Annotated in this window: 23 protein-coding genes; 11 read left to right on the forward strand and 12 right to left on the reverse strand. The window is 71.7% G+C overall.

The window, feature by feature from the left end:
• Positions 1-14: 14 nt before the first annotated feature.
• Both ACSC1Q_RS05360 and arfB read right to left on the reverse strand, forming a co-directional pair.
• Entirely contained in the window at positions 15-458 is a 444-nt protein-coding gene (locus tag ACSC1Q_RS05360; RefSeq protein ID WP_436757519.1) for an NUDIX hydrolase, read from the reverse strand.
• A 224-nt stretch (positions 459-682) separates the two neighbouring features.
• Positions 683-1,105: an alternative ribosome rescue aminoacyl-tRNA hydrolase ArfB gene (gene arfB, locus ACSC1Q_RS05365; protein ID WP_436757520.1), complete on the reverse strand. Its 423-nt coding sequence runs from the start codon at positions 1,103-1,105 to the stop codon at positions 683-685.
• 249 nt (positions 1,106-1,354) lie between these two features.
• On the opposite strand from arfB, the gene ACSC1Q_RS05370 reads away from it, so the two are divergent.
• The 3 genes from ACSC1Q_RS05370 to ACSC1Q_RS05380 all read left to right on the forward strand — a co-directional run bounded on the left by ACSC1Q_RS05370 (position 1,355) and on the right by ACSC1Q_RS05380 (position 4,685).
• The gene (locus ACSC1Q_RS05370) at positions 1,355-2,188 is read left to right on the forward strand and encodes a hypothetical protein (RefSeq protein WP_436757521.1); all 834 of its coding nucleotides are present in this window, start codon (positions 1,355-1,357) and stop codon (positions 2,186-2,188) included.
• 369 nt (positions 2,189-2,557) lie between these two features.
• Positions 2,558-4,105, forward strand: a complete 1,548-nt coding sequence (locus ACSC1Q_RS05375) for an alkaline phosphatase D family protein (protein ID WP_436757522.1) — start codon at positions 2,558-2,560, stop codon at positions 4,103-4,105.
• Between the two features lie 43 nt (positions 4,106-4,148).
• Positions 4,149-4,685, forward strand: coding sequence for a hypothetical protein (locus ACSC1Q_RS05380; RefSeq protein ID WP_436757523.1), 537 nt, complete (start codon positions 4,149-4,151; stop codon positions 4,683-4,685).
• Positions 4,686-4,857: 172 nt separating this feature from the next.
• Here ACSC1Q_RS05380 and map read toward each other — a convergent pair whose 3' ends face one another.
• The 4 genes from map to ACSC1Q_RS05400 all read right to left on the reverse strand — a co-directional run bounded on the left by map (position 4,858) and on the right by ACSC1Q_RS05400 (position 9,472).
• Positions 4,858-5,640: a type I methionyl aminopeptidase gene (gene map, locus ACSC1Q_RS05385; RefSeq protein ID WP_436757524.1), complete on the reverse strand. Its 783-nt coding sequence runs from the start codon at positions 5,638-5,640 to the stop codon at positions 4,858-4,860.
• Between the two features lie 240 nt (positions 5,641-5,880).
• Positions 5,881-6,279, reverse strand: coding sequence for a hypothetical protein (locus ACSC1Q_RS05390; protein ID WP_436757525.1), 399 nt, complete (start codon positions 6,277-6,279; stop codon positions 5,881-5,883).
• 249 nt (positions 6,280-6,528) lie between these two features.
• Positions 6,529-7,743, reverse strand: coding sequence for an ROK family protein (locus ACSC1Q_RS05395; RefSeq protein ID WP_436757526.1), 1,215 nt, complete (start codon positions 7,741-7,743; stop codon positions 6,529-6,531).
• A 313-nt stretch (positions 7,744-8,056) separates the two neighbouring features.
• Positions 8,057-9,472, reverse strand: a complete 1,416-nt coding sequence (locus ACSC1Q_RS05400) for an FG-GAP and VCBS repeat-containing protein (protein ID WP_436757527.1) — start codon at positions 9,470-9,472, stop codon at positions 8,057-8,059.
• Between the two features lie 95 nt (positions 9,473-9,567).
• Here ACSC1Q_RS05400 and ACSC1Q_RS05405 point away from each other — a divergent pair, with 95 nt between their 5' ends.
• Positions 9,568-10,797, forward strand: a complete 1,230-nt coding sequence (locus ACSC1Q_RS05405; RefSeq protein WP_436757528.1) for a cytochrome P450 — start codon at positions 9,568-9,570, stop codon at positions 10,795-10,797.
• A 12-nt stretch (positions 10,798-10,809) separates the two neighbouring features.
• Here the strand turns inward: ACSC1Q_RS05405 and ACSC1Q_RS05410 are convergent, their stop codons facing one another.
• Entirely contained in the window at positions 10,810-12,237 is a 1,428-nt protein-coding gene (locus ACSC1Q_RS05410) for an MFS transporter (RefSeq protein ID WP_436757529.1), read from the reverse strand.
• Between the two features lie 242 nt (positions 12,238-12,479).
• Here ACSC1Q_RS05410 and ACSC1Q_RS05415 point away from each other — a divergent pair, with 242 nt between their 5' ends.
• The 5 genes from ACSC1Q_RS05415 (at position 12,480) to ACSC1Q_RS05435 (ending at position 17,803) form a co-directional block, all read left to right on the forward strand.
• The gene (locus ACSC1Q_RS05415; RefSeq protein ID WP_436757530.1) at positions 12,480-13,439 is read left to right on the forward strand and encodes an STM4015 family protein; all 960 of its coding nucleotides are present in this window, start codon (positions 12,480-12,482) and stop codon (positions 13,437-13,439) included.
• Positions 13,436-14,611, forward strand: coding sequence for an STM4014 family protein (locus tag ACSC1Q_RS05420; protein WP_436757531.1), 1,176 nt, complete (start codon positions 13,436-13,438; stop codon positions 14,609-14,611). Before ACSC1Q_RS05415 ends, ACSC1Q_RS05420 begins: the two co-directional genes overlap by 4 nt.
• Complete coding sequence (locus ACSC1Q_RS05425; RefSeq protein ID WP_436757870.1) at positions 14,608-15,414, forward strand: STM4013/SEN3800 family hydrolase; 807 nt, start codon at positions 14,608-14,610, stop codon at positions 15,412-15,414. Before ACSC1Q_RS05420 ends, ACSC1Q_RS05425 begins: the two co-directional genes overlap by 4 nt.
• Positions 15,405-16,802 carry an STM4012 family radical SAM protein gene (locus tag ACSC1Q_RS05430; RefSeq protein ID WP_436757532.1) on the forward strand — a complete coding sequence of 466 codons (1,398 nt, stop codon included), beginning with the start codon at positions 15,405-15,407 and terminating at the stop codon, positions 16,800-16,802. Before ACSC1Q_RS05425 ends, ACSC1Q_RS05430 begins: the two co-directional genes overlap by 10 nt.
• Before the next feature lie 74 nt (positions 16,803-16,876).
• Positions 16,877-17,803 carry an STM4011 family radical SAM protein gene (locus ACSC1Q_RS05435; RefSeq protein WP_436757871.1) on the forward strand — a complete coding sequence of 309 codons (927 nt, stop codon included), beginning with the start codon at positions 16,877-16,879 and terminating at the stop codon, positions 17,801-17,803.
• A 93-nt stretch (positions 17,804-17,896) separates the two neighbouring features.
• Here the strand turns inward: ACSC1Q_RS05435 and ACSC1Q_RS05440 are convergent, their stop codons facing one another.
• Entirely contained in the window at positions 17,897-18,523 is a 627-nt protein-coding gene (locus ACSC1Q_RS05440) for a TetR/AcrR family transcriptional regulator (RefSeq protein WP_436757533.1), read from the reverse strand.
• Positions 18,524-18,561: 38 nt separating this feature from the next.
• Between ACSC1Q_RS05440 and ACSC1Q_RS05445 the strand changes: the two genes are divergently transcribed.
• Positions 18,562-18,972 carry a hypothetical protein gene (locus ACSC1Q_RS05445; RefSeq protein WP_436757534.1) on the forward strand — a complete coding sequence of 137 codons (411 nt, stop codon included), beginning with the start codon at positions 18,562-18,564 and terminating at the stop codon, positions 18,970-18,972.
• Between the two features lie 81 nt (positions 18,973-19,053).
• Here the strand turns inward: ACSC1Q_RS05445 and ACSC1Q_RS05450 are convergent, their stop codons facing one another.
• The 3 genes from ACSC1Q_RS05450 to ACSC1Q_RS05460 form a co-directional block, all read right to left on the reverse strand.
• Positions 19,054-19,986 carry a class I SAM-dependent methyltransferase gene (locus tag ACSC1Q_RS05450; RefSeq protein ID WP_436757535.1) on the reverse strand — a complete coding sequence of 311 codons (933 nt, stop codon included), beginning with the start codon at positions 19,984-19,986 and terminating at the stop codon, positions 19,054-19,056.
• 275 nt (positions 19,987-20,261) lie between these two features.
• Positions 20,262-20,876 (reverse strand): TetR/AcrR family transcriptional regulator, encoded by a 615-nt coding sequence (locus tag ACSC1Q_RS05455; protein ID WP_350966744.1) that lies wholly within the window; start codon positions 20,874-20,876, stop codon positions 20,262-20,264.
• Between the two features lie 99 nt (positions 20,877-20,975).
• Entirely contained in the window at positions 20,976-21,632 is a 657-nt protein-coding gene (locus ACSC1Q_RS05460; RefSeq protein ID WP_436757536.1) for a TetR/AcrR family transcriptional regulator, read from the reverse strand.
• Between the two features lie 95 nt (positions 21,633-21,727).
• On the opposite strand from ACSC1Q_RS05460, the gene ACSC1Q_RS05465 reads away from it, so the two are divergent.
• Positions 21,728-22,099, forward strand: a complete 372-nt coding sequence (locus tag ACSC1Q_RS05465) for a DoxX family protein (RefSeq protein ID WP_436757537.1) — start codon at positions 21,728-21,730, stop codon at positions 22,097-22,099.
• Between the two features lie 43 nt (positions 22,100-22,142).
• On the opposite strand, the gene ACSC1Q_RS05470 is transcribed toward ACSC1Q_RS05465, so the two are convergent.
• Positions 22,143-22,796, reverse strand: a complete 654-nt coding sequence (locus tag ACSC1Q_RS05470; RefSeq protein ID WP_436757538.1) for a biliverdin-producing heme oxygenase — start codon at positions 22,794-22,796, stop codon at positions 22,143-22,145.
• Positions 22,797-22,829: the final 33 nt, after the last annotated feature.

The following is a 22,829-nucleotide window of genomic DNA, read 5'->3' on the forward strand; positions in this document are numbered from 1 at the left end:
CCCGGTCAGGGGCCTCAGGCGATCAGATCGGACAGGCGGGTGACGGTGCCGGCGAGGTAGGCGCCGAGCTCCGGGGGGACGAGGTTGATGGCGGAGATCTCGGCCGGGTCGAGCGGGAGCCGCACCACCTCGTACTCGCCGCGGGCCGGGTCGTCGAACTCCGGGCCGCAGCGCAGCGCGGGGTCCATGGAGACCAGGCGGCAGCCGTAGACGTGCTGGGTCTTGACCCCCTCGTCGCGCAGGCACTCCAGGGTGGTCAGCGGGGTGACGCCGGAGACGACGGCGCCCAGCTCCTCCATGACCTCGCGGTGCAGGGTGTGCTCCAGCGAGGCGTCCTCGGGCTCGACGTGGCCGCCGGGGATGGACCAGTAGAGCTCCTTGCCGGGGACCGTGCGCCGGAACAGCACCAGCCGGTCGTCGTCGAGGAGAACGGCGCGGACGCTCGGCACTACAGACATGGGGCCATTGTGTCACCGCCGTGTCGCCGCGCCGGCGGCACGACCCGCCTCCGGGGCGGGGATCCGGGATTTCCGTACGGCACGGGCGGTCCGGGGGGGCGGGGAGGCGGGATACGAGGCTCCGCCGGTGGTGCCCGCGCGGGCGGGAACGAGGCTCAAACGGAGTCCCTGCGCAGACGGGAACGAGGCTCAAGTGGAGCCCCCGCGCGGGCGGGAAGGAGGCGCTAGTGGTGGTCCCTGCGCAGGCGCTTGAGGTCGGAGCGCTGCTTCTTGGCGGCGATCCGCCGCTCGACCGCGCCCCTGCTCGGCTTGGTCGGGCGGCGCTTCTTGGGCGGCGGGGCGATCGCCTCGCGCAGGAGCTGGGCGAGGCGCATCTCGGCGGCCTCGCGGTTGCGCAGCTGGGAGCGGAACTCCGAGGCGGCGATGGTGATCACACCGTTCACCAGGCGGGGGCCGAGGCGTTCGAGGGCGCGGGCCTTGAAGGCCGGGCCCAGTGCCTCGGTGGCGGCCAGGTCGAAGCTGAGCTCGACCCGGCTGTCGGTGGTGTTGACCCCCTGGCCGCCGGGGCCGGAGGAACGGGAGAACCGCCAGCCGAGCTCGGCCTCGGGGACCGAGACCGAGCCGCTGATCTGGAGCGGACCGGGCATGGCGGTGACTTCCTTCTCACGGGGGTGTGCGGGTTTTCAGCGTACCGAGGAGCCATAAGCGTGGATCAACTGGTTTTATGCCCAGTTTGGTCGCTGTTGATGGTTTTTGAGTCGCGGCTGGAGTCGGATCGGCCTTGTGGCGCGGGGTTCCCTTCCGCCACAGTTGCCCGGGGGACACACATTGCCCGAAGGCGCATGTGGTCAAACATCAGTGAGAACAAGGGCATCCGAAGCAGGAGGCGGGGGCGCATGGACACGATCGTCGGCGTGCACGGTATCGGCAAGTACCGCTACTACCGCGACGCGGGTAACTCGGTCGGCGGCGCCGCCCTCGCGATGCGCGACAAGTGGGACCGCTACCTGCACAAGGGCCTGACCGGCGGCAAACCGCACGCCAAGGAGCGCTACGTCACCGAGATCGCCTACTACGCCCACCTGCTGGGCGAGAGCAAGAACGACTCCGTACGCGCGGTGCGGACCATGGACGTCGGCGCCCAGGAGGTCTTCGTCGCCTGGGCCAAGCAGCTCGACGCGGTTGGGGAGGGGCTGACCGGAGCCCTGCACCGGATGACCGGCTGGCTGCTGGACCGGCTGGAGGTCAACGCCGCCGACTTCGCCACGTTCTTCTGCCCCGAGGTCGCCGCCTACATGGCCGCCGGGGGTGAGACGCGCGCGAAGTGCCGGGCGGCGGTGGCCGAGGTGATCAGGCGCAACCGCCCCAAGGTGGTGATCGCGCACTCGCTGGGCAGCGTGGTGACGTACGAGACGCTCTGGGCCAACCCCGACCTGGAGGTCGACCTGCTGATCACCCTCGGCAGCCCGCTCGGCATGCGCAACGTGATCTTCGAGCGCCTGACGCCCGCCCCGGTGAACGGCTGGGGCGAGCGCCCCCGCAAGGTCAAGCGGTGGGTCAACATCGCCGACAAGGACGACATCGCGGCGATCCCGCCGGGGCTGCGGGCCTGCTTCACCGGGGTCGACCAGGAGTCCATGGTCAACCTCGACTGGATCGACTTCCACACCGTGGAGAAATACCTGGGCTGCGGAGCCCTCACCCCGCACCTCAAGCCCTACCTGCGCTGACCTCTCAAGCCGTGCCCGAGCCGACCTCTCAGGCCCTACCTGCGCTGACCTCTCAGGCCCTGCCGCGCCGACCTTGAGCTCTGCCCGCGCTGACGTCTCAGCTCTGCCCGCGCCGATCCCGAGCTGACCTCTCAAACCCTGCCCCGCGCCGGCCCCGAGCACTGCCCGTGTCGACCCCGGTGCCGCGCGGCCACCGGCGGGAGGCCGGTCCTTCGCCGTGATGTCGCCCGGAGGTCGGCCGTTGTTCAATCACCGTGGGTAGGCGACTCGTCTGTGCGGCGGCTGTTCATCTCGCCTTGATTCGCAGGCCACGGCGGGGAAAGCTGAAACGGGTGCACTGATGGTGTGGAGCAGAAGCCGTCACGCAGAGTGTTCCTTTCCGTCGCCGCCGCGGGTGCGGGCGGCCTGTTGCTGACCGGGGCGGGGCTCGGCCCCTCCCGGATGTCCTCCCGGGCCCTCGCCCGCGACCCGTTCACCCTCGGCATCGCCTCGGGCGACCCGTCCAAGGACGGCGTCGTGCTGTGGACCAGGCTCGCCCTCGACCCGCTGGGCCTGAACGGCCGGGGTGGCATGCCGGTCAGGGACGTGGACGTCGAATGGCAGCTCGCCACCGACGAGCGGTTCTCCCACGTGGTCCGCGAGGGCACCGAGACCGCGCGCTGGAAGCGGGCGCACAGCGTCCACGCCGAGGTCGACGGCCTGGAGCCCGGCCGGGAGTACTTCTACCGCTTCCGCGCCGAAGGGCACCTGTCGCCGACCGGCCGCACTCGTACGGCCCCGTCCGCTGTGTCCGCCGCGTCCCTGTCGTCCCCGCTGACCTTCGCCGTCGCCGCCTGCGCCCACTACGAGCACGGCTTCTACACGGCGTACCGGAGACTGGCCGAGCAGGACCCGGAGCTGGTCGTGCACCTGGGCGACTACATGTACGAGTACGCCCCCCAGGGATACACGGCGCTGGGCGGGAGCGTCCGGCAGCACACCTGGGGCAAGTGCGCCACGCTGGCCGACTACCGGATGCGCCACGCGCAGTACAAGAGCGACCCCGACCTGCAGGCGGCGCACGCGGTCGCGCCGTGGCTGGTGGCCTTCGACGACCACGAGATCGAGAACAACTGGGCGGGGGACGTCTCCAGCTCCGGCGCCCCGGCGTTCGCCCGGCGCAGGGCCAACGCCTTCCAGGCGTACTACGAGAACATGCCGCTGCGCAGGACGAGCGTGCCCGGCGGGGCGGCGATGCGGGTCCACCGCCGGGTCGACTGGGGGCCGCTGGCCCGTTTCCACCTGCTCGACACCCGGCAGTTCCGCGACGACCAGGCGTGCGAGGACGGGCTCAGGTCCGGCTGCGACGACCGGCTCGCGACCGGCCGTACCCTGCTCGGCGAGGACCAGCGGCGCTGGCTGCTGGACGGCCTCGCGAGCTCGGACGCCCGCTGGAACCTGGTCGGCCAGCAGATCCTGATGGCCCAGCGCGACTCCAAGGTCGGGCCTGGGACCGAGGTCAACATGGACTCCTGGGACGGCTACGCCGCCGAGCGCACCCGCCTGCTGACCGGTTTCCGCGACTCGGGCGCGTCCAACCCGGTCGTGCTCACCGGCGACGCGCACATGCACCACGCGGCGGACCTCAAGCTCGACTTCGACGACCCCGACTCGCCCCGCGTGGCGGTGGAACTCGTCACCTCCTCGATCGCCAGCGACGGCGACGGCTATCGGGACGAGGGCCGGATCGCCGAGACGGTCGCCGAGAACCCGCACATCTCCTATCTCGACCAGCGGCGCGGCTACATCGTCTGCCGGGTCACCCAGGACGAGCTGCGCGCGGACTTCCGCACGCTCGACTACATCAGCAGGCGCGGCGCCCCCGCCAAGACCGGCGCCCGCTTCACCGTCCCGTCAGGACAGGCGGCACTGACCTGAAACGTGAGAGGAATTCTGGAAGATTTATTGGATGATGCCGCTTATGAGTCCCCTCGCCACGAGGCTCACCGCCGCGGCTCTCGCCGCGGCGCTGGGCGGCACCCTCCTTTCCCCGACCCCCGCCACCGCCGCCGGATCCGCCTTACCCGCCTTATCCGCCGCCCCCGCGGTCGCGCCCGCCGCCGCACCCTCCGACTTCGGGTACGTGATCACCTTCCCCAAGCACGTCCAGCGGGGCGGATCCCTCGTCTACTCCGTCAAGGTCCGCAACAGGAAGGCCCGCGGCCAGCACTACGTGGCGCTCATCGGGGACTTCTCGAAACGCTTCCGCAAGATCCGGGTGGTCTCCAAGCCGCGCAGCGTCAAATGCTCCGTCAAGGGCCGTAGCGTGTCGTGCTGGATCACCTCCCTCGACAAGGGCGACTCGACGACCGTGCGGATCCGGGCCTGGGCCGGCTCGCGCCGGGGCACCGCCACCGCCGCGTTCGGTGTGATCGCCACGTCCGACGCGGACGCCGACATCCGCAAGCTCCGCAAGGAGATCAAGCGCAAGATCAAGGCCAGCACGCGCATCCGCTAGCCGTACCGACCGAGGACGGACGCGGCGCACCGGTCTCAGGACGCGGTGCGCCGTGGACGGGACGATGCCGGGTCGCGGCCCGGGTCGTGGCGCGGCGGTGAGCGGAAGGGCGGTGAGCGGCGCGGCGGTGAGCGGCGCGGCGGTGAGCGGAGGGCCGGGCGTGGCCTCGACCTCACGGTCGCGCCTGCCCCGGCAGGGTGAGGATCTCGGCTCCGTCGTCGGTGATGGCGATCGTGTGCTCGCTGTGCGCCGTCCGGCAGCCCGTCGCGCTGCGGAGCGTCCACCCGTCGGCGTCGGTGACGAGCTCGGCGGTGTCCGCCATGACCCACGGTTCCAGTGCGAGCAGCAGCCCGGGGCGCAGTTTGTACCCGCGGCCGGGCCGTCCGGTGTTCGAGACGTGCGGGCTCTGGTGCATCGTCGACCCGATACCGTGACCTCCGAACTCGGTGTTGATCGGATACCCCGCCTCGCTGAGGACCGAGCCGATGGCGTGGGAGATGTCGCCGACGCGAGCCCCGGGCCCCGCGGCGGCTATCCCCGCGCTCAGCGCGCGTTCGGTCGCGCCGATCATCGCGACGCTCTCCGGGTGCTTCGACTCGCCCACGACGAAGCTGACGGCGGAGTCCGCGGCGATCCCGCCCTTGGAGACGGCGAGGTCGAGCGTCAGCAGGTCGCCGTCGGCGAGCGTGTAGTTGTACGGCAGTCCGTGGAGCACGGCGTCGTTGACGGCCGTGCAGATGTAGTGGCCGAACGGCCCGCGTCCGAACGACGGCTCGTAGTCGACATAGCAGGACAGCGCCCCGGCCTCGATGATCATGGCCTGGGCCCACCGGTCGATGTCCAGGAGGTTCGTGCCCACCGTGCTGCGGCTCTTCAGCGTCTGCAGGATGTCGGCGACCAGGGCGCCTGTCTCTTTCGCTCGGGCCAGTTCGGTGGGGTTCAGGATCTCGATCACGCGGCGCCCTTCTCATGCAACCAATAACTATACCGTCCATATTATCCCGGTGCTGAAGCCGGAGTCACGGTGAGGTAGCCGCTCCCCCCGACGGAGGCCGAGCGGCCGGGCGCGGGCGACGCCTCGACGCGCTGGGGGAGAGCATTCGACGCACACGTCTCACCGGAGACCCTTCGAGCCCTCGTCGGCCCGAATCGGATATCCGGCGGTCTCGCCGGTCGCGGGGGCAGACAGGCAGGTCTACCCCCGGCAGCGAGAGATCATTTCTGCAGGGACTTCTTGTAGGCGGCAGCGGGGCCAGGTTTCCGCTTCCCGCAGTGCCACGAATTCCTGGTTGTTCTGGTAGGGCTGATACTCCGAATGGCTGGTATTGAGGGTGATCTTCTTTCCGTAGACGCCGACGTCCCGCTTGAACACCACACCCAGGCTGGGCACGGTGATGAGCCGGTCCGGATACTCGGCGGCGGACAACGGGTCCGTGACGGTGCCCTCGTCGTTTATGTCGCGCCGCCGGGTCAGGTGGAACGTCGCGATGTTCTGGCCCGGCGTGATGTGCGAATTCTCGACGCGGTATTTGGCGGTGGAAATCGAGTGAGGGTTGACACCGTACTGGTCCGGGCTGATGACAGCTTTGAACATTGAGGCCGCTTCCGTGATCGTTCAGGCACAGACCCTGAACGGTATGACTTGGTATCGGCGCTGTCGAGATCGCATTCTGGCTTTTCCCTCGCACCGGGGACGGCCGGAATACGAGAGTTTGAAGAGCACTTGTTCGCCCGTAATCGTCGTCCGGCACGGCCGGAGGGGCGTGTCACCGTCGTCCTGGCGGGAACGGCCGCCGTGTACCGGCCGCTGGCCCGCCCGGGGCGGTGACGGCGCCGTACGGGATCAGATCCCGGCCCGGTTCCTGGGGCGCGGGGAGACGCCGTTCGGTTTCGCGGCCGGGTTCGCCTGCAGGAGGTCCTCGATCACGAGGGTGGCGGCGCCCAGCGCCACCGAGTCGACCCCGAGGCGGCCCAGGCCGATGGAGACCGTCTTGTACGGCTGCGCCAGGCAGTTGTCCGCGACGACCTTCCTGATCCTCGTCAGCAGGTGCTCGCCGAGCAGCACCCCCGCCCAGCCGCCGATGATGATCCGCTCGGGGTTGAACAGGTTGATCAGGTTGGCCAGCCCGACGCCCAGATAGGTGACGGTCTCGTCGATGACCGGGGAACCGGCGGCCACCAGCCCGGCCAGCTCGGCCTGCTCGTCGACGGTCTCCGTCCAGACCCCGGCGCGTTCCAGGATGCCCCTGGCCCCCACGTACGCCTCCAGGCAGCCCTCACCGCCGCAGCGGCACCGGTGCCCGCCGACCATGATCTTCGTGTGGCCCCACTCGCCGGCGCTGCTGTTGGCCCCCAGGTAGGTGGACCCGTCGGTGATGATGCTCGCCCCGACTCCCGAGCCGATCAGCACCACCACGGCGTGCCTGGCCCTGCGTCCGACGCCGAACCACAGCTCGGCCTGCCCCATCGACTTGGCGCCGTTGTCCACGAAGAGCGGCAGGTCGGTGCCCGCCCGCAGCAGCCTGCCGAGCGGGACCGCGTCCCACCCGAAGGTCGGGGCGTGGATCAGGGCGTCAGGTCCCGTCTCGACGATTCCCGGGACGCCCACCCCCACGCCGAGCACCCGCTCCCTGGGCACGCCGCTCTCGCCGAGGACCACGTCGATGCCCGCGAGGATGTGGCGGACGACCTGGTCGACGTCGTGCCCGGTGGGGCGCAGGGCGTACTCGGCTCTGGCCTGCCGGTTCATGTCCAGGTCGAAGAGTTCGACGCGCACGTGCGTCTCACCGACGTCGACGCCGACGGTGTAGCCGTGGGTGGTGTTGACCCGCAGCAGCACCCGGGGTCTGCCCCCGTCGGAGTCCGCCAGGCCGGCCTCGACGATGATCCCGCTCGCGAGCAGGTCTCCGGTCACGTTGCTCACGGTGGCGGGACTGAGCCCGATGGTCTCGCTGAGCTCCTGGCGGCTGGCGGGGCCCTCGAAGTAGAGGGCGCGCAGCACGATCGCCCGGTTGCCCCGGCGTAGATCGCGAACGGTCCTCTGCTGTGCGTCGAACATGCTCATCATCTTAGGTAACGACGTGAATTAAGCAGCCGATATTCTGCTCCCCCAGATGGTGGCGGCCTATATCGGCCAGGCCGGTACGGGTCGTGGATCGAAGGCCGGAGATCGAAGGCCGTGGATCGAAAGCCGTGGATCGAAGGCCGTGGATCGAAAGCCGGGGTGTCCGCCGAGGGAAGGCCCCGCCCCCGCGGCCCCCGCGCCGCCCGGCCGCGCTGCCCCGCGCCCTCCGTCCCGCCTCGCCGCCCCGCCACCCCGCCGCGCTGCCCCGCGCGCCCCGCACCGCCCCGTCGAGAGTTCGCGCCGATCCCTACCGCCCGGAGGACGGGCTCGCGAAGGCGTAGCCGAACAGGGTGTCGCCGGGAGCACCGGCCAGGGACCTCGCCGACGACGGGCGGATGCCCGGGTAGGAGCCCTTCCGCACGGTTCCGCGCAGCAGGGTGAGCCTGCTGTCGCCCGGGGCGGCGACGACCAGGCCTCGGCCCGAGACCGTGGCCAGGGACCCGCCGAAGTCGCCGCCCTTTCCGGTGAGCAGCAGGTTGTGGTTCTTGGTGAGACCGCCGGAGCGGGTTCCCGCGAGCACCTGGACGGCGTTCTCGCCCGGCACCCCGATCGCGAGCTCGTCGTCGCCGTCGCCGTTGAGGTCCCCGGCGGCGAGGGCGGCGCCGAAGCGGTCGAAGTAGCGCGGCTGCCCCTTCAGGGAGCGCTGCGACCAGGCCTCGGAGACCGCCGTACGCAGCCCCGAGCGGGAGCCGTAGACGACGTGCACGGTGCCGTCGCCGTAGTCCATCGCCCGCTGGTTGTCGCTGAGCCCCTCGCCCGGCACGCCGATCGCCAGGTCGTCGCGGCCGTCGGCGTTGAAGTCGCCGCTGGCCAGGGAGTTGCCGAAGAAGTCCCAGACCTCGGCGACGCCGGTGATCCAGGGGCTGTCCTGGGTGAGCACGGTCGCCCCGCGCCGCCGGACGTCGAGGACGGTGACCGAGCCCTGGCCGTTCTTCAGCACCGTGTCCGCGGGCGCGCCCACGGCGATCTCGGCCCGGCCGTTCCCGTCGAAGTCGCCGGTGGCGAGCACCGCGCCGAACTGGTCGGTCTCGCGCTCGCGCTGCCCCACCCAGCCGGTCTCCTGCGTGATCATGTACGGCTCGCGCCCCTTGAGCCCGTACACCCCGACCGCGCCGCCACCCAGCCCGGGAGCGCCGATCACCAGCTCGTCGTCGCCGTCGCCGTCCAGGTCCCCCGCCGCGAGCGCGGCACCGAACCGGCCGGGCTCGCGCTTGCGGCCCAGGTCCCCGGCGTCGATCAGCTTGCCGGGCCGCAGGCCGCCGGGCGAGCCGTGGAACAGCTGCACGGCGCCGTCGCCGTCCTCTCCCGGCCGGGAGCGGTCCTCCTCGGAGACGCCCACGGCCAGGTCGGCGCAGCGGTCGCCGTCGAAGTCGCCGGTCGCCAGCGCCGAGCCGAACGAGTCCCCGGTCTCGGCCTCGCCGGGCACCCCGGGCGTGTCCTGGGTCAGCTTCCCCTCGGTGGCGGTACGCATGCCGTACAGCACGGTGACCGACCCCGCGCGGGCGTGGCCGCCGGTGCGGGTGTAGGGCGCGGCGACCGCGAGATCGGCCCGCCCGTCGCCGTCGAAGTCGGAGGGCACGCCGGAGCAGGCGGCGGCGGAAGAGGGGGCGGCGGGGATCAGCAGGGCGGCGAGGACTGCGGAGGTGAGGAGCGCGGCTCTCATACCCGTGATGGTTTCCGGTGATTCGGACACGCGGCCCACCGGGACATGAAATCCACGTGGCCGGTACGCGTAAAGAACATGCCAGGATTGGCGGCATGGAAATCGACCTGGCCGACCTGGGATTCTGGCGGCGGCCGCTCAAGGAGCGGCATGAGGCGTTCGCGCGGCTTCGGGATCTCGACAAGCCGGTGTTCTTCGAGGAGAAGCGCGTCCCGCTGCTCCGCTCGGGCAAGGGTTTCTACGCGCTGGTCCGGCACGCCGACGTGGTCGAGGCCAGCCGCAACGCCAAGGTGTTCTCCAGCGAGCCGGGCGTGACCAGCCCCGAGCCGCCCGGCTGGGTCAAGCACGTGTTCGGCGAGTCCATGGTCAACATGGACGACCCCCGGCACGCCCGGCTCCGCCGCATCGTCTCCCGCGCGTTCAGCCCGAAGATGCTGGGCAACCTGCAGGGCGACATCGACGCCGCGTGCGCGCGGATCGTCGACGACGTGACGGCCTCGGGGCCCGGCGACTTCGTCGGCCAGGTGGCCGCCAAGCTGCCCATCCACGTCATCTGCGACATGATGGGCGTCCCCGACGACGTGCGGGCCAAGGTCCACCAGCACGTCGACATCTCCACCGCCTACTCCGGCGTACGGCCCAGCCTGGCCCACACCGTCAGGATGGCCGCCCAGAACACGCTCGCGCTGCTCGCCCTGCAGCGCCTGGTGATCAACCTGGGCAAGGAGCGCGCCCGGACGCCGCGCAACGACCTCGTCTCGGCGCTCGTCACCGCCAACGTCGACGGCGAGAGGCTGACCGACCGCGAGCTGGGATCGTTCTTCACGCTGCTGCTCGTGGCGGGCAACGAGACGGCCCGCAACACCATGGCGCACGGCATCAAGCTGCTGACCGACAACCCCGAGCAGCGGCGCCTGCTCGCCGACGACTTCGACGCGCGCATCGGCGGCGCGATCGAGGAGATGGTCCGTCACGTCTCGCCGATCATGCAGTTCCGCCGGACCGTCACCGAGGACTACGACCTGCGCGGCCTGCGCCTGAAGGCGGGCGACAAGGTCGTGCTCTTCTACGGCTCGGCCAACCGCGACGAGACGGTCTTCCCCGACGCCGACCGGTTCGACATCACCCGCGACACCAAGCCCCACGTGGGCTTCGGCGGCCCCGGGCCGCACTTCTGCCTGGGCGCCAACCTCGCCAGGCAGGAGATCAGGGCGATGTTCCGCGCGCTGTTCACCCGGCTGCCGGAGATCCGCTCGGTCGGCGAGCCCGAGCTGCTGGTCTCCAACTTCGACAACAGCGTCCGGAGCCAGGCGTTCACCTTCTGACGTCCCCGGCGGTCACCTGCCCGGCTGGGGGGCCGTCACCGGGCAGCCCACCTTCGGCTCCGACGGGATCAGCACGTTCTCCCGGATGGTGAGGAAGGTGGTCAGCGCCGCGACGCCCAGCATCGCCGCGCTGACCAGCATCGTCGTGTGGAACCCGGCGGTGAAGATCTCGGGGGAGTCGAAGGCGTCGCCGGTCAGCCCGGCCAGCGGCGGGATCGCGGCCACCGCGAGCAGCCCGCCGGTCCTGGCGACGGCGTTGTTGACACCGCTGGCCACCCCCGCGTGCCGCTCGGCGGCGGTGGCCAGCACCGTCGCGGTGAGCGGCGCGACCGCCGCCGACAGGCCCAGCCCGAACAGCGTCGCCGGAAGCAGCACGTCCACCACGTACGACGAGCCGGGGCCGATCCGCGACATCAGCAGCAGGGCCCCCGCGCAGACCAGGATGCCGCCCGTCATCGGCAGCCGGGGCCCGAGGCGCTTGGCCAGCTCGCCCGCCCGCGACGACAGCAGCAGCATCAGGATCGTCACCGGGATCATCGAGGTCCCGGCCACCAGCGGGGAGAAGCCCGCCGACACCTGCAGCTGGACGACCAGGAGGAAGAACACCACGCCCATCGCGGCGTACATGATGAAGGTGACGACGTTGACCGCGGTGAACACCCTCGACGAGAAGACCTCGACCGGTACGAGCGCCCTGGGCGAGCGCCTGATCTCCAGCCAGACGAACGCGGCGCCCAGCAGCACGCCCGCCGCGACCGGGACGATCTCCAGGTCGATCAGGCCGTAGGTGATCCCGGCCAGCGCCAGCGCCGCCAGCACCGCGCCCAGGACGTCGAACCGGCCGGTGGCCTCGGGGTTCCTGCTCTCCGGTACGTGCCGTACGGCGACCGCCACGACGAGCGCCGCGAGCGGAAGGTTGATCAGGAACACCCAGCGCCATCCGGCCGTCTCCACCAGCCACCCGCCGAGCAGCGGGCCGACGGCCGCGGCCACCCCGCCCAGGCCCGACCACGCCCCGATCGCCCTGGGCCGGTCCTCGCTGTCGAAGGACGCCTGGATGATGGCGAGGGACCCCGGGGTGAGCAGCGCGCCGCCGACGCCCTGCAGGGCGCGGGCCGCGATCAGCGTCTCCACGTTGGGCGCCAGGCCGCACAGGGCCGACGCGAGGGCGAACCAGACGACGCCGATCAGGAAGATCCTGCGCCTGCCGTACCGGTCGCCGAGCGATCCGCCGAGCAGGATCAGGCCCGCGAGGGTGAGGGTGTAGGCGTTGACCGTCCACTGCAGACCGGCCATGTCGGCGCCGAGGTCGTCGCCGAGCGCGGGCAGGGCCACGTTGACGACCGTGCCGTCCAGCAGGGCGATGCCGGAACCGAGCACGGTGGTGAGGAGGACCCACCGGCCCTTCGCCGAGGCGAACCGGATGTGACCATTGTCCATGCCGTTCATCATCGCCGACCCCGGACACCGGTCTGACCAGCTCCCACGTTCCCGGAAGCGATCATGTGAGGGCTCCGGAGGGGCTTCGGGAGGATTTCGCGGGCGCTTCCGGAAGTGATCACGGAGGATCGGGGAAGCGCTCCGGGAAGGATCAGGGCAGCCATCCCGGGAGTGCGGCCGGAAGTGTCGCGTACCTCTGGTAGGACGGTCCTGTCACAGTCGAGCCTGACGGGGAGCCTCCGATGGACCACACCGAGTTCAACGACGACGTCGACGGCCTCTACCGGGGAGACTACGCGGGTCTGCCCATCGTGAGCCTGCGTCCCCCCGGTGCCCCCCATCCCCCGGCCGGTGAGGCGGCGTGGCGTGTCTCGGTGCACGTCTACAACGCCAAGGAGACCTTCGAGGAGCACTTCGCGCGCTTCACCGAGACCGTCGACACCACCGAGGTCAGGGCGCTCATCGTCGGAGGCTGGGTCGAGGCCTACGAGAAGGACTCGTCGGGTCCCGTCCGGCTGCTGGCGGAGAGCGCGGCGCGCTTCCCCGCCCTGCGCTCGCTCTTCTTCGCCGCGATGCCGCAGGAGGAGTGCGAGATCTCCTGGATCCAGCAGAGCGACGTCACGCCGCTGCTGGAGTCCTTCCCGCTGCTGGAGCGGCTGGAGGTCCGGGGCGGGACGGGCCTGGAGCTGCGGCCGGTGAAGCACGAGCACCTCAGGGTGCTGCGCTTCGAGGCGGGCGGGCTGCCCGCCTCCGTGGTCAGGGGCGTCGGCATGAGCGAGCTCCCCGCCCTCGAACACCTGGAGGCCTGGCTCGGCACGAGCGAGTACGGCGGCGAGACCACCGCGGCCGACCTGGAGAACATCCTGTCCGGCGAGCGGCTGCCCGCCCTCAGGCACCTGGGGCTGCAGAACAGCGAGATCCAGGACGAGGTCGCCGCCCTCGTCGCCGCCGCCCCCGTCGTGGCCCGCCTGGAGTCGCTCGCCCAGTCGATGGGCGTGCTCACCGACGTGGGCGCCGAGGCCCTGCTGTCTGGGTTGCCGGGGCGGTCCCCGGCCCACCTCAAACGCCTGGACCTGCACCACCACTACCTGACCGACGCGATGGTCGAGCGCGTCAAGGCGGCGTTCTCGGGCGTCCAGGTCGACGTGTCCGACCAGAGGGAGCCCGACGGCGAGTGGCGCTACGTCGCGGTCGCCGAGTGACCACGATCACCGTCGTCGGCACGCCGGGAGACCGGCGGGTGACCATGTTCGCCGACGCCTGCGCCCGCCACGGGCTGGACGAGCCCGCGGTCGTGCCGTGGACGTCCGTGCTGCGCGGCGAGGAGATCGGGATCGAGCCGGGGACGCTCGTACGGATCGACTCGCCGGGGGAGGACGCCGAGGCGGACGCGCTGCTGCGCGGCCCCGGCGAGCCGTCCAGGGTCGGCGGCGGCGCCCGCTGGCACGCCGGGTTCGTCGCCGGGGTCGCCCGGGTCGGCCGGGCCGTGGCCGCGTCGCCGGGGGCCGTGCTGCTCGCCGACGTCGAGGACGTCTCGGTGATGTTCGACAAGCGGCGCTGTCACGCCAGGCTGTCGGCGGCCGGGGTGCCGGTGCCTCCGGCCCTCGCCGGGCCGGTCGGCGGCTACGCCGAGCTGCGCGAGCGGATGGCCGAGGCCCGCTGGGGCCGGGTGTTCGTCAAACCGGCCCACGGCTCGTCGGCCTCCGGGATCATCGCCCTGCACGCGTCGGGCCGCCGGGTCAGGGCGGTGACCTCGGCGGAGCCGGTCTCCGGCGAGCTGTACAACTCCCTGCGGATCAAGTGCTACGAGAACGAACCCGACCTGGCGATGATCGTCGACCTGCTGGCCGCGGACGGCCTCCACGTCGAGCGCTGGTTCCCCAAGGCGAGCCTCGGCGGGCGCGCGATCGACCTGCGGGTGGTCGTCGTGGACGGCACGCCCACCCACGCGGTCGTCCGCGCGAGCCGCGGGCCGATGACCAACCTCCACCTCGGTGGCGTACGGGGTGACCTGGGCGCCGTCACGGCCGGACTCGGTCCCCGGGGGTGGGAGCGGGCCCTGGAGGTCTGCGCGCGGGCGGCGGCCCGCTTCCCCGGGAGCCTCGCCGTCGGGGTCGACCTGATGATCGGGGTCGACTGGCGGGAGCTCGCGGTGGCCGAGGTCAACGCGTTCGGAGACCTGCTTCCCCGGCTGGAGGGCCTGCCCGGCGGCGGAGCCGAGGGCCTCGACACGTACGACGCCCAGGTCCGCGCGATCCTCGCCCGGCACGCCCCGACGGCAGACCTGGCGGGAGAACGGCGCGTCTCGGGAAGAGGTCTGGCGGGAGAGCGGCACGCCCCGACGCGAGAGGGGGAGGGCCGGTGCGTGACATGAACGACGTGGTGGGCAGCCACGACCTGCTGCTGGTGACGCTCGACACCCTCCGCTACGACGTGGCGGAGGAGCTGATGGCGGCCGGGCGGCTGCCCACCCTGGCGCGGGCGCTGCCCGGCGGGCGCTGGGAGCGCCGGCACAGCCCCGGGAGCTTCACCTACGCCGCGCACGCCGCGATCCTCGCCGGTTTCCTGCCGACCCCCGCCGCGCCGGGACCGCATCACCGGCCGTTCGCCGCAGCGTTCCCCGGCAGCGAGACCACGGCCCCGGGGACCTGGGTGTTCGACGCCCCCGACCTGCCCTCGGGGCTGGCGGGGGCGGGCTATCACACGATCTGCGTCGGGGGAGTCGGGTTCTTCAACAAGCTGACCCCGCTCGGGTCCGCGCTGCCTGGGTTGTTCGCCGAGAGCCACTGGGAGCCGGAATTCGGGGTGACCGCGCCCGCCTCGTTCGAGGCGCAGATCGCCCGCGCGGAGCTGGCGGTGGCGGGAACCGACCGGCCGGTCTTCCTGTTCGTCAACGTCTCGGCGCTGCACCAGCCCAACTGGTTCCACCTGCCCGGGGCCACCCGCGAGCACGGCGACAGCCGCCGGAGCCAGGCCGCCGCGCTCGAATACGTCGACCGGCACATAGGCAGGCTGTTCGCGCTGATGAGCGCCCGGCGGGCGGGATTCGCGATCGTCTGCTCCGATCACGGCACCGCTTACGGTGAAGACGGATATATCGGGCACAGGATCGGTCACGAGGTCGTCTGGACCGTGCCCTACGGGGAGTTCACGATGGAGCGGGGGCGATGGCGATGAGCACGGGTTCCGGCGCCCCGGCGGGGGCGGGCCCGTACCAGGGTTACGTCTACGCGTACCCGCACAAGACGGCCTACCGGCCGCTGGACCCGCGTCCCTCGCTGGCGGAGGTGTGGGCGGGGGAGCCCACAGAACGGCTCTTCCTCTACCTGCACATCCCGTTCTGCGAGATGCGCTGCGGATTCTGCAACCTGTTCACCAGGACCGGCGCTCCCGAGGAGCTCGTCGCCGCCTATCTCGACGCGCTGGAACGCCAGGCGGGCGCCGTACGGGACGCCCTGGGCGATCCCCGTTTCACGGCGGCGGCCGTCGGCGGCGGCACGCCGACCTACCTGAGCGCCGCCGAGCTCACCCGGATGTTCGACCTCACCGAGCGGATCACCGGCGCCGACCTGCGGGCCGTGCCGATGTCGGTGGAGACCTCCCCGGCGACCGCGACGGCCGACCGGCTCGCCGTCCTCGCCGAGCGGGGCGCGACCCGCGTCTCGATCGGCGTGCAGAGCTTCGTCGACGCCGAGACCCGCGCGGCGGTCAGGCCGCAGCGGCGGCGGGAGGTCGAGACGGCGCTCGGCCGGATCCGGGAGGCCGGGTTCGAGACGCTCAACCTCGACCTGATCTACGGCATCGACGGGCAGACGGAGGCGTCCTGGCGCCACTCGCTGGACGCCGCGCTCGCCTGGAAGCCCGAGGAGATCTACCTCTACCCCCTGTACGTCCGCCCGCTCACCGGCCTCGGACGCCGCGCCCGCGACTGGGACGACCACCGCCTCACCCTCTACCGTCAGGGCCGCGACCACCTGCTCGCCGCCGGGTACGAGCAGGTCTCGATGCGGATGTTCCGGCTTCCCGGGCGCGCGAGCCCGGCCGAGTACACCTGCCAGAGCGACGGCATGGTCGGCCTCGGCTGCGGTGCCCGCTCCTACACCTCCGGCCTGCACTACTCCTACGAGTACGCGGTCGGCGCCGGCCAGGTGCGCGCGATCATCGACGACTACGTGCGCCTCGCCCCCGGGGAGTTCGCGGTCGCCAACGTGGGGTTCCGGCTGGACGACGACGACCGGCGCCGCCGCCATCTCATCCAGTCGCTGCTCCAGGCCGACGGCCTCGATCCCGTCGCCTACCGCGACCGCTTCGGAGCCGGTCCCGAGGCCCACTTCGGCGCGGAGCTGGAGCGGCTGGCCGCGCGGGGCCTGCTGGAACGCGACGCCCCGCCGCCCGGGGACGGAAGCGCGGGGGAGGGGAGCGCGGGGGGGAGCACCGGAGGCGGGAGCGGCGGGGCCGGACGGCTCCGGCTCACCGCCGAGGGCCTTGCCCACTCCGACGCGATCGGCCCCGCGCTGTTCTCCGGCCGGGTCCGCGCGCTGATGGCCGGATACGAGGACCGGTGATGACGTCATCGGGCGAGCCGACGACACGAGGGCCGGTGAGCACATCGTCGGGCGAGCCGACGACACGAGGACCGGTGGTGACAGCGGCGGGCGAGCTCACGGTGGAAGGGCCGGTGAGGACGTCGTCGGGCGAGCTCACGATCCTCTACCGGGGGCCGCTGGCGAGCTGTGACTACGACTGCCCCTACTGCCCGTTCGCCAAGCGGCGCGACGACGCCGGGCAACTGCGGAGGGACCGGGCGGCGCTGGAGCGGTTCACCGCGTGGGTGGCGGGGCGCGACCATCCGGTCTCGGTGCTGTTCACCCCGTGGGGCGAGGGCCTCGTCCGCTCGTGGTACCGCCGGGCGATGGTCGAGCTGAGCCACCTCCCGCACGTGCGGCGGGTCGCCATCCAGACCAACTTCAGCTGCCGGCCCGGCTGGCTGGCCGAGGCCGACCTGGACACGCTCGCCCTCTGGGTCACCTACCACCCCGGCCAGGTCCCGTACGAGCGCTTCCTCGGCCGCTGCCGTGACCTCGTCGCACGCGGGGTCCGCTTCAGCGTCGGTGTCGTCGGCCTGCCCGAGCACCTCGGCCAGGCCCGCCGCCTCCGGGCCGACCTGCCGGGGGAGGTCTACGTCTGGGTGAACGCCGCCGAGGGCGCCGTCTACACCGACGACGAGGCGGGCGCCTGGACGGCGATCGACCCGCTGTTCCACCACAGCAGGACGCCGCACCGGAGCGCGGGCCTGCCGTGCCGTACGGGGGACAGCGTGGTCTCCGTCGACGGCGACGGCACCGTGCGGCGCTGCCACTTCGTCCCGGCCGTGCTCGGCAACCTCTACGACGGCACGTTCACCCCGAGGGCCACGGCGTGTCCGGCCGCGATGTGCGACTGCCACATCGGCTACGTGCACCTGGAGACGACCGGCCTCTACGACGTCTTCGCCGGGGGAATCCTGGAACGGATCCCCGCCCACCGGGTCGTCGCGGAAGTGCCGCCTTCGCCTTCGACGGGGTAACGGGCGCGGAGGCTTTCGATCTCGAAGGCGGGCACTCCCGCGCGGCGCGAAAGTTTCTCCGGGAAAGCGCGGCACGAGGGCGAGGAGGGGATGTCAGCCCAGGAGTTCGCGGGCCAGGGCCTCGCTCCACCATCGTTCGACGCGATCGGGTGACCAGCCACGTTCGACGGTGAGCGTGGTGTAGACGTCGATGTTGCACAGGGCCGCGTAGACGTCGACGGCGGAGGGCACGTCCAGGCCGTCTCGCAGGACGCCGTCCGGCCAGGACGAGAACACCAGCTCGCGGTTCCTGTCACCCTCCCCGCGGCCGTCGCGGTAGGCCGCCGCCAGCTCGGGCTCGGTCCGGGCCGCCTCGCGGACCAGCGCGATGACGTCGCCTGCGCGTTCGAACAGCCGCCGGTCGTAGGCGGCCATCGCCGCGAGCTGCCGCCCGGGATCCCCCGCCGAGGCCTCCAGTCTCTCCAGCATCCGCGGGGCGTCGGCCGACAGGTCCGCCGCGTCCGCCAGCGCCCGGGTGAGCCCTGTCTTGTTCCCGTACGCCGCGTAGACCGTCGGCACCGAGACCCCCGCCTCGCGGGCGACCTCTCGCACGGTCGTCGCCGCCCACCCCTGGGAGAGGAACAGCCGGCGGGCGGCGCGGGCGATCTCCACCCGGGTCTCCCGCGCCTGCGTCGCCCGGCGCAACGAGTCGTAACGGCGCCGGTCCGGCTCTGTGCTCACCGATCCCCCAATGGCTTTACGTTGCTTATAATGAATATATGTTACGTCAATCGTCCTCGGGAGCCGCTACGGGCTTCTCCCGGATCACCGGCATCGCCGCCCTCGGTTTCGCCCTCACGATCGTCCTCGCCAACGTGATCATGACGCCCGCCGGGCTGCCGCTCACCGGCGCCGGGATCGGCGAGGTCAACGCGTTCTTCGGCACCGAGGGCGAGGTCGTCGCCGTCGCGTCCGCGCTCACCCCCGCCGCCTGGCTGCTGGCCACGCTGTTCGGCGCGGCCACCCTCACCCCGCTGGTCATCGACCGCACCGGCCCGCTCGGTCTGCTGGGCCTCGTCGGCTGGCTGATGTGGGTCGTCTGGATCGTCGCGTACGGCGTCACCCTGATCCGCCTGAACCGGTCTCGCGATCCCGCGACGAGTGTTCCGGGCGCCGACCGGCCGGAATAGCGCCGTCGCGAGTGGAGGCGTCCGCGCGAACGGGCCGGGCGATCGTGGGCGGTGCGGGCCGTGGCCGTCCGGCCGGGCCGGTCAGGCGCGTCCGCGCCGGGTTACCCTGCGGGTCCACCGCACGGCACGCCGCACCACGGGACCGGCCAGGCTGATCTCAGAGGTGGCCTTCTTCAGCGCCTGGGTCGCGGCCCGTGACTCCGCCATCGCCTTCCTCAGCTCCGCCGTGGTGCGCCGGAGGTCGTCGCCGAGCTTCCCCAGCGTGGCGGCGTCGCCCGCGGGAGGCGCGGGCTTCTTGATCTGGTTGACCCGGACGAGGTCCCAGCCGTCGAACGCGTCCGTGGTGTGCCACAGGTCCCCGCGGGACTCCAGCCAGCGCAGCAGGCGCCTCCGGACCGGGGCCGCGTCCCCCCAGGTCGCGTAGAGCTTCTGCGTGCTGACGCATATCGGCGCCAGTCCCAGGTTCGACACCGCCTCCCAGACGGCCATCGCCACCCCGGGGGTGTGGACGCTCCGGTAGTCGTCGAAGACGACGATCCCGTCGGGGCGCAGGACCTTCCTGGCCGACATGACGTCCTGGCGCACGTGGACGTACAGGTGCGAGGCGTCCACATGGACGAACCTGCACGACTCGTCCGCGACGTGGTCGAGGATGATCGAGGTCGGGCCGTGCACGATCCGCGGGAGCGCGTCGTGGAAGGTGAGGTAGTTCTCCTCGAACCTGTCCCGGGTGAGCGCGGAGTAGGAGCGGCTCGTCTCGGCGTCGTTGGCCGCCTCGGGCGCGTCGGACTCGAAGAGGTCGCAGACCGTGAACACCTCACCGGGACGCGCGTGAGCCCCGATCATGACCGCGCTCTTGCCGAGGTACGTCCCCAGCTCCAGCAGGTCGCCGGGGGAGTTCTCGGTGGCCTGTCCGGACAGGATCCATTCGAAGAGCCGCTGGTCGGTGCCCCAGAACCAGCCGGGGATCCGATCGAGCGACTTCGGGGTGATCTCCGCCTTCACTGCTGACATGGGCGGACCGTAGCAGCCGGGAACGGCGGTCCGGCGGGTGTTGGCCTGATGGTCGCCCACGGTGTACCGGCACGACACGTGGCCGTCGGCCGCCGCTCACCCAGCGGTCCGCGCCCGCTCTCCCGCACCGGACGACCGAGGGGAACCCCGTCCCGTCGGAGAGGCGGAGATCACCGAGGGGCCGGAGGTCCGGAGCGCCCGGACGGTCGGGGACGCCGGTCCGCGTACGGCCCGAAGAACGGCCCGACCTGTCCGGGGCCGGATCCCGTCCGGTTTCAGATCCCGTCCGGGACGCTCCGGGAGCCCAGGCCGCGGAGCACGAAGCCGGAGACGATCTTCTCGGCCTCCTCGGGGGTCACCTCGCCGCCGAGCAGCGGTACCCGTTCGGCGCCGATGACGGCGAGGATCATCCGGGCGGCGGCGGCCACGTCGGGGGCCTGGAAGTCGCCCGACGACACGCCGCTGTCGATGATGCCCGTCAGGATGCGCTGCATCGGCTCGACGTGGTCGGCCAGGCGCTGGTAGGCGTCCGGGCCCAGCGCCGCCGACAGGTCGGCGGGACCGGGGTGGGGGTGGGCGAGCAGCCCGTCGAGCTGGAGCCTGACGAAGACCCGCAACCGCTCGGCGGGCGAGGCCCGGTCGGGCAGCTCCCGCTCGTAGCTGTCGATGAAGTAGTGCGTCACCCGCTCGGTGAAGGCGAGCAGCAGCGCGGCCTTGTCGGGGAAGTAGTTGTACAGGACGGTGCGGGTGATCTCGGCCTCGTTCGCCACGTCGGTCATGGAGATGGCGTCGATGCCCTGGTCCCGGGAGAGACGCGAGACCGCGCGCAGGATGCGATCCTGCGTCTGGACGCGGTGCTCGCCGATGGTCGCGGCCGAAATCCGGGGCATGCCCCATGGTCGCACAGCACCGGCACCCCGTCAGGCGATGCCATTGCGGTGCCGTGCCGTGCCGTGGCGTGGCGGGGCTGTGGTGGGATCGTGGCGGGGTCAGCGATGCGGGCGGGTCGTGAGCATCGCGTTGTGCATGTCCTCGGCGCTGGGGGCCGGGGGGAGCGGCGGAGCGATCCGGTCGGCGCGGCCGGTGCGGCACGCGTCGAGGACGAGGCCGATCAGCCGCCGCCACGCCTCCGGGGCCGCGCAGCGCGTGGAGCCGAGCACCCCGGCGTTTGCCATCATGATCAGCATCAGGTCCTGGCCGGTGAAGTCGGCGCGCAGCGTCCCGGCGCGACGGGCCCGCTCGATCACCCGGTCGACCGCGGCCAGCGCCCGTGCCCTCGGCGCCTCCAGCGCCGCCCCGGGGAAACAGGAGGTGAAGCCCTCGGTCACCCCCTGGTCGGCGGCCTGCATGCCGCAGATGTGCTCGACCAGCCCGGCGAACCCCTCCCACGGGTCGTCGGCGAGCTCCGCCGCCTCGGCGGCCTCGACGAACTCGGCCATGCGGTCGGCCAGGATCGCCTCGATGAGCGCCTCGCGGTCGGGGAAGCGCCGGTAGAGGGTGGCGATGTTCACCTCCGCCCGGCGGGCGATCTCCTCCAGGGGCACGTCGAGCCCGCCCTCACGGAACGCGATCCGCGCCGCCGCCACGATCCGCTCCCGGTTGATCTCGGCGTCCTTGCGCAGTCCCCGCCCTTTGCACGCGTTCATGAAACCGATTCTACAAAGTGAAGGGCTTCCTGCGTTTATGCTACGTTGGCTCCCCAAGCGAAGGGCATCCTTCACTTATCCTCTCGGAGCGCACCATGAACATCGTCCTTTGGGTCGTGCAGGGCCTGCTCGCCCTGGCCTTCCTCTTCGCCGGCTACACCAAGGCCACCAAGTCCCGTGCGGACCTGTCGGGCCAGATGCCGTGGGTGGAGGACTTCTCGGACGGGCAGGTCAAGATCATCGGGATCCTGGAGGTGCTGGCCGCGTTCGGCCTCATCCTGCCCGCGGTCACCGGCATCCTGCCCGTCCTGACCCCGATCGCCGCCGCGGCCCTGGCGGTCACGATGGTCGGCGCCCTCGTCGTGCACCTCCGGCGCAAGGAGTACCCGGGGATCGTGGTCAACGTGGTGCTTCTCCTGCTGTCCGCCTTCGTGGCCTGGGGCCGCTTCGGTCCCTACTCCTTCTGAGGGACTCTTTCCGAGGGACTCATTCCCGGGTTCCCGGGCGGGGTCAGGCGGCGAACTCGGGCCGGGCCACCCGGCCGAGCTCGCCCAAAACCTCGGTGTTGAGCAGGTACGCGAGCCTGGTCTCGCGGATCAGCCGCCCCTTCTCGGCCTCGTTCAGGGGGAGGGCGTCCAGCCTGGCCCGATACTCGTTCTTGAAGCGGGGCAGGCTGCCGATCCCGTCGAAGAGATAGAAGTCGACGCCGCCGCCCGGCTGGTAGCCGTAGATCTTCTGCAGCTCCATCCGGATGAACTGCCCGCCGGACAGGTCGCCCATGTAGCGGGTGTAGTGGTGGGCGATGTAGCCGCCCGGCCAGGTGGCCACCTGGTTGACGCGGGCGACCAGGGTGAGGGTCGGCTTGGAGGGCTCGATCCTGGACCTCCAGCCGGACCCGTAGATCGTCTCCAGGTCGCGGACCAGCGCCTCCTCCCGATAGAGCTCGGGGATGACGAACGGCCCCGCGACGGGGTCCGCGGCCAGTGAGCGGGAGGCGCCCTCCAGGGCCACGTAGGCGAAATAGTGCTGGGCGACCATCTCGCCGTAGGCCTCGGTGCTGAGGCTGCCCGCCATCAGCGCCTTGAGGTAGCTCTCGTCCTCGGCGGACTCGTGGTCGCCCCAGGTGGCGTTCCTGAGGACTTCGGAGAAGGGCGACTCGCTCATGATCACTCCGCGACGAGGGAATCTTTTATGACG

The sequence above is a fragment of the Streptosporangium heterodermiicola genome (genome assembly GCF_051390675.1).
In the GTDB taxonomy this organism is placed as follows: Bacteria; Actinomycetota; Actinomycetes; order Streptosporangiales; family Streptosporangiaceae; genus Streptosporangium.